The 11,143-nt window shown below is 71.8% G+C and carries 8 protein-coding genes; 7 read left to right on the top strand and 1 reads right to left on the bottom strand.

Annotation, left to right across the window (positions count from 1 at the left end; translation table 11 throughout):
* Nucleotides 1-208 precede the first annotated feature (208 nt).
* On the top strand, nucleotides 209-604 hold the full coding sequence (locus MHW47_RS06630) for an Rv3654c family TadE-like protein (protein ID WP_239221695.1): 396 nt from the start codon (nucleotides 209-211) through the stop codon (nucleotides 602-604).
* Here the strand turns inward: MHW47_RS06630 and MHW47_RS06625 are convergent.
* Nucleotides 492-3,023 (bottom strand): DEAD/DEAH box helicase, encoded by a 2,532-nt coding sequence (locus tag MHW47_RS06625; protein ID WP_239221694.1) that lies wholly within the window; start codon nucleotides 3,021-3,023, stop codon nucleotides 492-494. The genes MHW47_RS06630 and MHW47_RS06625 overlap by 113 nt on opposite strands.
* Nucleotides 3,024-3,101: 78 nt before the next feature.
* On the opposite strand from MHW47_RS06625, the gene MHW47_RS06620 reads away from it, so the two are divergent.
* The 6 genes from MHW47_RS06620 (at nucleotide 3,102) to topA (ending at nucleotide 11,096) form a co-directional block, all read left to right on the top strand.
* Complete coding sequence (locus MHW47_RS06620; RefSeq protein WP_003967428.1) at nucleotides 3,102-3,455, top strand: STAS domain-containing protein; 354 nt, start codon at nucleotides 3,102-3,104, stop codon at nucleotides 3,453-3,455.
* Between the two features lie 228 nt (nucleotides 3,456-3,683).
* The gene (locus MHW47_RS06615; protein WP_239221693.1) at nucleotides 3,684-4,151 is read left to right on the top strand and encodes an ATP-binding protein; all 468 of its coding nucleotides are present in this window, start codon (nucleotides 3,684-3,686) and stop codon (nucleotides 4,149-4,151) included.
* 407 nt (nucleotides 4,152-4,558) lie between these two features.
* A complete protein-coding gene (locus tag MHW47_RS06610) occupies nucleotides 4,559-5,230 on the top strand; it encodes a small secreted protein (protein ID WP_239221692.1) in 672 nt (223 codons plus the stop codon).
* Nucleotides 5,231-5,339: 109 nt separating this feature from the next.
* On the top strand, nucleotides 5,340-6,890 hold the full coding sequence (locus tag MHW47_RS06605; RefSeq protein ID WP_239221697.1) for a class I SAM-dependent methyltransferase: 1,551 nt from the start codon (nucleotides 5,340-5,342) through the stop codon (nucleotides 6,888-6,890).
* Nucleotides 6,891-7,713: 823 nt separating this feature from the next.
* Complete coding sequence (locus tag MHW47_RS06600; protein WP_239221691.1) at nucleotides 7,714-7,911, top strand: hypothetical protein; 198 nt, start codon at nucleotides 7,714-7,716, stop codon at nucleotides 7,909-7,911.
* Between the two features lie 338 nt (nucleotides 7,912-8,249).
* A complete protein-coding gene (gene topA, locus MHW47_RS06595; protein ID WP_239221690.1) occupies nucleotides 8,250-11,096 on the top strand; it encodes a type I DNA topoisomerase in 2,847 nt (948 codons plus the stop codon).
* Nucleotides 11,097-11,143: the final 47 nt, after the last annotated feature.

Here is an 11,143-nt window from a genome sequence, read left to right as displayed (position 1 = left end):
CGCCGACGCCCGGTCCTGGCCGCCTCGCCGTGACCCTGCGGGCGGACGCGGTGGCGGCGGCGGAGGACACGCCGGTACCGGCCGGCGCCCCGGATCTGGGCGCGGGGGCGGGCGCCCCGGCCGTGGGTTCGGCGGGGAGAGGGGACGGACGGTGAGGTGGTGCGCCCGGCGACGGGACCGGAAGCAGGACCCGGGGGGTGATCAGGGGATGGCGACCGTGTGGGCGGTGGTGACCACGGCGACGCTGTGCGCTGTGTTCGCGGTGGTCCTGACGCTGGGGCAGCTGGTGGCAGCCCGGCACCGAGCGGGGGGCGCGGCCGACCTGGCAGCACTGGCGGCGGCCGACCGGGCCTTGCAGGGCGAGGCCGCGGCGTGCGCGGTGGCTGAGGAGGTGGCCGGCGCGCAAGGGGCGGAGCTGGTGCGGTGCGCGGTTGTGGGGGAGGTCGCCGATGTGACGGCCGGTGCGCGGTTCGGGCTGTACGTGCCGGAGGTCAGGTCTCGGGCGGGGCCTGCGTCGGTGGCTCCTCCGCCGCCGTCGGCCTCGTCTCCCCCGCCGCCGAGCCCGGGCCCGGCTCGTCCGGTGCGCAGCGGAGGAGTTCCGTGAGCAGGCGGACGGCGCCTCGCTTGTGCAGGGGGTCGTTGCCGTTGCCGCACTTGGGTGACTGGATGCACGACGGGCACCCCGCGTCGCACTCGCAGGACGCGATGGCCTCCCGCGTGGCGGAGAGCCACTGGCGGGCGGTGTGGAACGCGCGCTCGGCGAACCCGGCGCCGCCCGGATGCCCGTCGTACACGAAGACGGTCGGCAGCAGGGTGTCCGGGTGCAGCGGGATGGACACACCGCCGATGTCCCAGCGGTCGCAGGTGGCGAAGAGCGGAAGCATGCCGATCGAGGCGTGCTCGGCGGCGTGGAGCGCACCGCCGAGGATCTCCGGGTTGATGCGGGCGGCGTCGAGCTGGTCCTCGGTGACCGTCCACCACACGGCGCGGGTACGCAGGGTGCGGGGCGGCAGGTCCAGCTTGCTCTCGCCGAGCACCTCGCCGGTGATCAGCTTGCGGCGGAGGAAGGAGACGACCTGGTTGGTGACCTCGACGGACCCGTAGCAGAGGCGCCCGTCCCCCCAGGGGATCGAGGTGTCGGTGTCCAGGACGGCGATGGAGGTGGTGTCGCGGGCGGTGGTCGAGTACGGCGGGTCGGCCTGCTCGACGAGGGCCACGGAGTCCTCCAGGTCCAGCTTCCGGACCAGGTAGGAGCGGCCCTGGTGGAGGTGGACGGCGCCTTCGTGGACGGTGCTGTGGGCGGCGGACTCGTCCACGGTGCCCAGGAGCGTCCCGGTGCCCTCCTCGACGATCTGGACGGGTCGGCCGCCCTCGCCCCGGATGTCGGTGAGGTCGGCGGCCCGCTCGCGCCGGGTCCAGTGCCATCCGGAGGTCCGCTTGCGGAGCAGCCGGGCCGTCTCGAGCTGGGGCAGCAGGCCGGCCGCAGCCGGTCCGAACAGCCGGAGGTCGCTGTCGGTGAGGGGCAGCTCGGCGGCAGCCGCACAGAGGTGGGGAGCGAGGACGTACGGGTTGTCCGGGTCCAGGACGGTCGACTCCACGGGCTGCTGGAACAGCGCCTCCGGGTGGTGGACCAGAAAGGTGTCCAGCGGGTCGTCGCGGGCGACCAGGATGGCGAGGGCGCCCTGGCCGGCCCGCCCGGCCCGGCCCGCCTGCTGCCAGAGGGAAGCTCTGGTGCCCGGATACCCGGATATGACGACGGCGTCCAGGCCGGACACGTCGATGCCGAGTTCGAGGGCGGTGGTGGCGGCGAGGCCCAGGAGCCGGCCGGAGTGGAGGGCGCGTTCCAGGGCGCGGCGCTCCTCGGGGAGGTACCCGCCCCGGTAGGCGGCGATCCGGGGCGGCAGGGAGCGGTCGATCTCGGCGAGGCGCTCCTTGGCGATGACGGAGATCAGTTCGGCGCCGCGCCGGGAGCGTACGAAGGCGACCGAACGCACGCCCTGGAGGGTGAGGTCGGTGAGCAGGTCGGCGGTCTCGGCCGTGGCGGTGCGGCGTACCGGGGCGCCCTTCTCGCCGTGCAGCTCGGTCAGCGGGGGCTCCCACAGGGCGAAGACCAGTTCGCCGCGCGGGGAGGCGTCGTCGGCCACCTCGGTGACGGGGAGGCCGGTGAGGCGGCCCGCCGCGAGGGCGGGCTCGGCGGAGGTAGCGGAGGCGAGGAGGAAGACGGGGTCGGAGCCGTAACGGGCGCAGAGACGGCGCAGCCGGCGCACCACCTGGGCGACGTGGGAGCCGAAGACACCCCGGTAGGTGTGGCACTCGTCGATGACGACGTAGCGCAGGGAGCGGAGGAAGGAGGACCAGCGGGGGTGGGACGGGAGGACACCGCGGTGCAGCATGTCGGGATTGGTGAGGACGTAGTTGGCGTACTGCCGCACCCACTCGCGTTCCTCGAAGGGGGTGTCGCCGTCGAAGACGGCGGGCCGGATGCCGTTGCCCAGGGGAGCCGCGAGGGCGGCGACGGAACGGCGCTGGTCGGCCGCCAGGGCCTTCGTCGGCGCGAGGTAGAGCGCGGTGGCGCCGCGCCCGTTGGGGGCCTCGGAGCCGTCGAGGAGGGCACTGAGGACCGGGGCGAGGTAGGCCAGCGACTTGCCGGAGGCCGTACCGGTGGCGATCACGACGGACGTGCCGTCCAAGGCGTGCTCGGCGGCGGCCGCCTGATGGGCCCAGGGGTGCTCGATGCCGGCCTGCTGGATCGCGGCGATCACTTCCGGACGGATGCGATCGGGCCAGACGGCATGGGTTCCCGCGCGCGGGGGCAAGTGCTCCGTATGAGTGATGCGCGCGGACCGGCCCGCCCCGGCGGCGAGCCGGTCGAGGACCATGTCCGGAGAAGGGCGGGAGCCCCCACTCTCCGGGGGTCGACTGGGGCAATGATTCTTGGCCATCGGCACCGAGTGTGTCACTGGCAGGGCGGACAATGGTCCCAAGGCGTCGTGCATGGCTGCCGGTAAGTGATTGAATGCCATCGCGGCTGGCGATCCGTCCCCCGGCTCCGTCGGGGAGACCGAGGGGCGACCGCTCGATAGCAAGGTGCTGGAGGATCCGTGGACCTGTCCTTGTCGACTCGCAATGTGTCCGGCCCTGGTGGCGACCGTACGGTCGTCGAGGTCGGTGGCGAGATTGATGTGTATACCGCGCCCAAGCTGCGCGAGCAGTTGGTCGAGTTGGTGAATGACGGCAGCTACCACCTGGTTGTCGACATGGAAGGCGTCGACTTCCTCGACTCCACCGGCCTCGGCGTGCTCGTGGGCGGCCTGAAGCGGGTGCGGGCCCATGAGGGCTCGCTGCGCCTGGTGTGCAACCAGGAGCGCATTCTCAAGATTTTCCGGATCACCGGGCTGACCAAGGTCTTCCCGATCCACACCACGGTCGACGAGGCCGTCGCGGCCACCGACTGACGTCCGGCCCGGCGCCGGCCCGGTCATGTGCCGGTCCGGCGCCGGTGTTCGCGGGCCGTCGGGTCACCCGGTCGGTGGCTCGTGGCCGATTTATTCGCCGGTTCTCCACTTCGCCCGGCAGAGCCCGCCCCGTCGGAGAGTGCCAGGGGCTCGTCAGACAGAGCCAGGGGCCCCTGGGTCATGGGGCCCGACCCTGGCATGCACATTCGTACGTTCGAGGGGGATCGCATGGCCACCGTTGAACTCCGCTTCAGCGCCCAGCCCGAACACGTCAGGACCGCCCGACTCGTGGCGGCGGCCGTGGCGCGCAGGGCCGGGGTGGACGAGGCCGTGCTCGACGAGGTCAGGCTCGCCGTGGGTGAGGCGTGCAGCCGCGCGGTCGGTCTGCACCGCAGCCATGGCATCACGGCTCCTGTCGCGGTCTTCCTGATCGAGGAGGAGAAGACCTTCGCCATTGAGGTCGGGGACGAGGTGCCGGGCCCCGGCGCGGACGGCTCGGTTCCGGGCGGTGTCCCGGGGCGGCGTTCCTCGCACGGCGGCGGGCTCGACGACCCCGAGCCGGGGGCGGACGACGAGGACGAGATGGGCCTCGCGGTCATCAGCGGCCTTGTGGACGACGTGGAGGTCAGGTCCGGTGCGGACGGCGGCGTGATCCGCATGAGCTGGCCCAAGGCGCCGGTCGCCGTTCTCCCCTGAGCGAGGCGCGTCCCTTCGGGGCCGTGCCTGTCTCTTCGGGGTGCCTGTCTCTTCGGGGTGCCTGTCGGGGTGGTGCGCGTCTCCCCTCGGCGGTGTACGTCCCTCTTCGGTGGTGCGCGCGACACGCCCGGGGAGTGACGGGATCTCAGCTGCCTTGCGGACTCGCGAGCTGATGCTGCGTGAGGCCGAGCGGGCGGGCATGGGTGCATGGACGAGGAACCTCTCCGTACGCGTGGGGAGTCGGTCATGTGTTCCCCTCGGTGTGGGCCGTCCGGGTGAGTTGCGTATGCCTCATTTCCCTTGGTGCAAATGGCTGCAAAAGCCCGTGCACCGGACGCCCGGCACCCGGATGGACGGCGCTCGACGTGTAAGTTCCGGGGCCGAGAGCCTTGGAAGGGACCAAACCGGTGAACAAGAAGCTTGCAGCCGCGCTGTCCGGCGGTGCGGTACTCGTACTGGCCCTGTCGGGCTGCAGTGACGACAGCGGCGACAAGGTGAACGACTGGGCCAAGGAGGTCTGCGACCAGGTCCAGCCCCAGCTGCAGAAGATCGCGAACGCCAACGCGGCGATCCAGCAGCAGGCCTCCGACAACAGCAAGCCCGCCGAGGTCCAGGAGACCGACTCGGCCGCCTTCCAGCAGATCTCGCAGGCGTACAAGGCGCTGGGCGCAGCCGTGAAATCGGCGGGTCCGCCGCCGGTCGACGACGGCGAGACCACGCAGAAGGAAGCGGTGAAGGAGCTCAACGCCTCCTCCGCGGCCTATGCGGAGCTGAAGGAGAAGGTGGAGGCCCTGGAGACGAAGGACCAGGGGAAGTTCTCGGACGGCCTCAGGGGCATCGCGGACGAGCTGAACAAGATCGGCGCCAGCGGCGACCAGGCACTGAAGAAGCTCCAGTCGGGCGAGGTCGGCGCCGCGATGGCCAAGCAGAAGGGCTGCCAGAAGCCGACTGCGTCGGCATCCCCCAAGAGCGGTTCCCCGGACGACTCCTCGGACGGCTCCTCGGACGGCTCCGAGCCCTCCACCGAGTCCTCGACCAAGCCGTCGAAGGAAGCGTCCCCGTCCGACAAGAAGGCGTGACCGGGCGGCCGGATCCACAGCCTGCGGACACGTCGGGTGAGCGGCCCGGCCCCTCCACGGATGCATCGGAGGGGCCGGGCCGCTGCCGTTGTCCGTGGCAGCCGTCACAATGGGGCACGTGAGTAAGACCAGCCTTTTCGCATCCGACCTTCCCTCGGCGGACCGCGCCCCCCGGCTCCGCGAGGCCCTGCTCGCGTCCGAGTTCACGGCCGACGGGCTCCTCGACCTGCTCGGCGCGTCCGCGTACGCCGCGCTGGCGCGCAGTGAGACGGTGCCGGCGCTGCGCGCGACGCGGGGCGACGCGCCGCTCGACACGCTGGTGCGCCTGTTCCTGCTCCAGCGGCCCGTGCCCGCCGCCCGGGCGGCGGCTGTGCTTCCGCTGGCGGAGTGCGTGGCGGACGGCTGGCTGACCGAGACGGACGGCGAGGTGCGGGCGACCGTCGATGTGCGTCCCTACGGCGGCCCGGACGGCGAGGACTGGTTCATCGTCTCCGACCTGGGCTGCGCGGTGGGCGGGGCGGGCGGCATCGGCTCGCGGGAGAAGGGCGTCGTCCTCGGCATCGGCGGCGCCTCCACCACCCTCGCTGGGATCACCGTGCGCAAGCCCGTCGGTTCCGCCCTCGACGTCGGTACGGGCTCCGGCATCCAGGCGCTGCACGCCGCGCAGCACGCCACCAGGGTCACCGCCACCGACCTCAACCCGCGCGCCCTCGCCTTCACCCGGCTCACCCTCGCCCTGTCCGGCGCCGCCCCCGCAGACCTGCGCGAGGGCTCGCTGTACGAACCGGTCGGCGCCGAGACGTTCGACCTCATCGTCTCCAACCCGCCGTTCGTCATCTCGCCCGGCGCCCGGCTCACCTACCGCGACGGCGGCATGGCCGGGGACGACCTGTGCCGGACGCTGGTCCAGCAGACCGGCGAACGGCTCAACGACGGCGGCTTCGCGCACTTCCTGGCCAACTGGGAGCACACCGAGGACGAGGAGTGGCAGGACCGGGTACGCGCCTGGGTGCCGGCGGGCTGCGACGCCTGGATCGTGCAGCGCGAGGTGCAGGACGTCACGCAGTACGCCGAGTTGTGGCTGCGCGACAGCGGCGACCACCGGACGGACCCGGCGGAGTACGAGGCGCGTTACGACGCATGGCTGGACGAGTTCGAGGCGCGGCGCACCAAGGGCGTCGGCTTCGGCTGGATCACTCTGCGGAAGTCCGCCGCGGCCGCCGCCGGGAAGCCCTCGGTCGTGATCGAGGAGTGGCTGCACGCCGTGGAACAGCCGCTCGGTCCCGCCGTCGAGGCGCACTTCGCCCGCCAGGACTACCTGCGAGAGCAGGACGACGCGGCGCTGCTGGCGGCCCACTTCACCCTGGCCGCCGAGGTGGTGCAGGAGCAGGTCGGGCTGCCCGGGGCTGAGGACCCCGAGCATGTGGTGCTCCGTCAGAACCGGGGCATGCGCCGGGCCACCAAGGTGGACGCGGTCGGTGCCGGGTTCGCCGGGGTGTGTGACGGCTCGCTGCCGGCCGGCCGCATCCTGGACGCCATCGCGCAGCTGATGAATGAGGACCCGGTGCTCCTGCGGGACCGCACTCCGCAGGCCATCCGGCTGTTGGTGGAGGAGGGCTTCCTGGAGCCGCTGCCGCCGGGCGGGCGCCCGGCCGGCTGATCCGGAGGCGTGGGGCCGGGGGCCCCGCGATCTGCGGCGTACCGTCACCGAGTTGCGCGTGGTCGGTACCACCAGCGTGCTGTTGACTCCGTATTACTCGGTGGAGGCCGACGAGCCGCGCGCAGGGCCCCCACCCCGGGACCGGTTCACGTCACGTGGGGGCTCCGCGTGGCGCACGTGGTGCATGAGGCGGTCTCGTTGACACAGATTCCGGTTCCGGTTCCGCATGCGGCCGCTGCCGACGGATCGTTTCCGCCACACGGCTCGTGGGGGTCGGGGGCGCCCTGTCCCGCCGGGTGTTCCTCAGCCGGGCGACACCCCGATGTCCAACCGTGCCCCGGCTCGCCGGAGCGCCGCCGCGACTCCTCCTCTTCGTCGTCCACGGCTGTCGGCCGTTCCTCGCCGACGGCCGGTCCCATCCGCTCGGCAGCGCGGTGACTGCGATATCCACAGCCTGTGGGTACAGGGCGCGACAGCCGTCGCCGACGTGCTCGCCGCCGCCCGTCCACCGCTCGGTCCGCTCATTCCGGTTGAGGCGCTGCGGGGCCCCGGCGCGGTACTGCACGTGGCGGTTGCCGGCTGCTTCGCCTTGGGGCTGCGGTTCCGCGACGCCGTCCCCGTATCGACGTGTCGAACGTGGCCGGTTCCGTACTCCCGCCGCAGGCCGTGTTCGAACAGCGGAGCCGGCCGCGGACGGCGTTCGACGCTCCGCGTGAGGTGACGGGGCTGCTGTTCACCCCGTGTTGGCGTCCGCGACGTTCTGCGATGGGAGCCTCCCTGCGTTGTCCCAGGACGGTGGCAGGGGAAGAGGGAGGCGTACGGAATGGAGAGCGGGCCCGCTGTCTTCGCCGGAACGACGTTCGCGCTGTTCGGTGCGGCGCTGCTGCTGTGGACGGGGGCGCGCGTGATGCACCGCGCGCCGGTCGCGTACCGGGTGAGCCCCGCCGTCTCCACCGCACTCGCGACTGTGTTCGGCGTACTTTTCCTCGTCCTCGGGGTCTGGTGCCTCGGTCGCGTCTGAGTGCGCCTGCGCATCACACGTACGAGTCCGGTCGCTGCCGGTTGGCACGGCGCGGCGTGGGGAACACGCCCGGACCGTCCGCCGCCCGCGCCCGGTCCCCGGAAGGCGGTCGGGGCCCCGGTGGAACGCGCGGGCGGGGACCGCGCCCGGAGCGGACCGAGCGGGCCGGGCGGCAGGAATGACGGAAGTCGGGTTACCGTTCGAGTGGCCGTTGCGGGCTTTTGCCGTTTGACACGGGGGCGGGTTGTACCGTCACACTCCGCAGCGACAGCACTGTCGGCAGCGCCCTCGCGCTGCCCCGGATGCCCACCGAGCGTCGACCGGAGAGAAGAGCGAAGTTGTCCCCGACCAGCGAGACCGCACAGGGCGGCCGCCGACTCGTCATCGTCGAGTCGCCTGCCAAGGCGAAGACGATCAAGGGCTACCTGGGCCCCGGATACGTCGTCGAGGCGAGCGTCGGGCACATCCGCGACCTCCCGAACGGCGCCGCCGAGGTACCGGACGAGTACACCGGCGAGGTGCGCCGGCTCGGCGTGGACGTCGAACACGACTTCCAGCCGATCTATGTCGTCAACGCCGACAAGAAGGCCCAGGTCAGGAAGCTGAAGCAGCTGCTGGCCGAGTCCGACGAACTCTTCCTCGCCACCGATGAGGACCGCGAGGGCGAGGCCATCGCGTGGCACCTGCAGGAAGTGCTCAGGCCCAAGGTCCCGGTCCACCGGATGGTCTTCCACGAGATCACCAAGGACGCCATCCGGGCCGCGGTCGCCAACCCGCGCGAGCTGAACCAGCGCATGGTCGACGCCCAGGAGACCCGCCGCATCCTCGACCGTCTGTACGGCTACGAGGTGTCGCCGGTCCTGTGGAAGAAGGTCATGCCGAAGCTCTCGGCGGGCCGCGTCCAGTCCGTGGCCACCCGGCTCGTCGTCGAACGGGAGCGCGAGCGCATCGCCTTCCGCTCCGCCGAGTACTGGGACCTGACCGGCACCTTCGCCACCGGGCGCGGCGGCGACGCCTCCGACCCGTCCACGTTCACGGCCCGGCTCAGCGCCGTCGACGGGCGCCGCATCGCCCAGGGCCGTGACTTCGGTCCGGACGGCAGGCTCAAGTCCGCCTCCGGCCAGACGCTGCACCTGGACGAGGCGAACGCCCGCGCCCTGGCCGCCGCGCTCGCCGACTCCGCGTTCGCCGTACGGTCCGTCGAGTCGAAGCCGTACCGGCGCTCCCCGTACGCCCCCTTCCGGACGACGACCCTCCAGCAGGAGGCGAGCCGGAAGCTGGGCCTGGGTGCCAAGGCCACCATGCAGGTCGCGCAGAAGCTGTACGAGAACGGCTTCATCACCTACATGCGTACGGACTCCACGACCCTTTCGGACACCGCTGTCGCCGCGGCCCGTGCGCAGGTCACGCAGTTGTACGGGGCCGACTACCTGCCCGAGAAGCCGCGCACGTACGCCGGGAAGGTCAAGAACGCGCAGGAGGCGCACGAGGCGATCCGCCCCTCGGGCGACCGCTTCCGCACCCCGGCCGAGACGGGTCTCACCGGCGACCAGTTCCGGCTCTACGAGCTGATCTGGAAGCGGACCGTCGCCTCCCAGATGAAGGACGCGACCGGTAACTCCGTCACCGTCAAGATCGGCGGCCGGGCGAGCGACGGCCGGGACGCCGAGTTCTCCGCGTCCGGCAAGACGATCACCTTCCACGGCTTCATGAAGGCGTACGTCGAGGGCGCCGACGACCCGAACGCCGAGCTGGACGATCGCGAGCGGCGGCTGCCGCAGGTCACCGAGGGCGACGCGCTGTCCGCCGACGAGATCACGGCGGACGGGCACGCGACGAAGCCGCCGGCCCGCTACACCGAGGCGTCGCTGGTCAAGGAGCTGGAAGAGCGCGAGATCGGCCGCCCGTCGACGTACGCGTCGATCATCGGGACGATTCTCGACCGCGGCTACGTGTTCAAGAAGGGCACGGCCCTCGTGCCGTCGTTCCTGTCGTTCGCCGTGGTCAACCTGCTGGAGAAGCACTTCGGCCGGCTCGTCGACTACGACTTCACGGCCCGCATGGAGGACGACCTCGACCGCATCGCACGCGGCGAGGCCCAGTCCGTGCCGTGGCTGAAGCGGTTCTACTTCGGTACGCAGGCGGGCGACGCGGCCGGTGCGGGCGCGGCCTCCGACGCGGGCAACGGCGACGGCGACCACCTCGGCGGCCTCAAGGAACTCGTCACCGACCTCGGCGCGATCGACGCGCGGGAGATCTCGTCGTTCCCCGTCGGCAACGACATCAAACTGCGCGTCGGGAAGTACGGGCCGTACATCGAGCGGGGCGAGAAGGACGCGGAGGGCTACCAGAAGGGGGACATCCCCGACGACCTGGCGCCCGACGAGCTGACCGTCGAGTACGCGGAGGAGCTGCTCGCCAAGCCGAGCGGTGACTTCGAACTCGGCACGGACCCGGTGAGCGGGAACCAGATCGTCGCCAAGAACGGGCGGTACGGGCCGTACGTCACCGAGGTGCTGCCCGAGGGCACGCCGAAGACCGGCAAGAACGCGGTGAAGCCGCGGACGGCCTCGCTCTTCAAGTCGATGTCCCTCGACACGGTGACGCTGGCCGACGCGCTCAAGCTGATGTCGCTGCCCCGCGTGGTCGGCGAGGACGCCGAGGGCGTCGAGATCACCGCGCAGAACGGCCGCTACGGGCCGTACCTGAAGAAGGGCACGGACTCGCGGTCGCTGACCTCCGAGGACCAGATCTTCGACATCACGCTCGAAGAGGCGCTGGCGATCTACGCCCAGCCGAAGCAGCGCGGGCGGGCCGCCGCCAAGCCGCCGCTGAAGGAACTGGGCACGGACCCGGTGAGCGGGGCGCCGGTCGTCGTGAAGGACGGCCGCTTCGGTCCCTACGTCACGGACGGCGAGACGAACGCGACGCTGCGCACGGGCGACAGCGTCGAGGAGATCACGCCGGAGCGCGGCTACGAGCTGCTCGCCGAGAAGCGGGCCAAGGGCCCCGCGAAGAAGAAGACTGCGAAGAAGACCGCCGCGAAGAAGGCGCCCGCCAAGAAGACGGCGGCCAAGAAGACCGCCGCGAAGAAGACGACGGCCAAGAAGGCACCCGCGAAGAAGACCGCGGCAGCGGCTTCGACGGCGGCGAAGAAGGCCGCCGCTTCGGGGACCGAGGACTGAGCTTCGGGGACCGGGGACCGAGGGCCGCGGGGGAGGGACGGGGCACC

Origin of the sequence: Streptomyces sp. OfavH-34-F (genome assembly GCF_022347745.1) — a bacterium.
In the GTDB taxonomy this organism is placed as follows: domain Bacteria; phylum Actinomycetota; class Actinomycetes; order Streptomycetales; family Streptomycetaceae; genus Streptomyces.
Note: the sequence above shows the minus strand (reverse complement) of the source record. Positions and strands in the feature narration are given on the sequence as shown.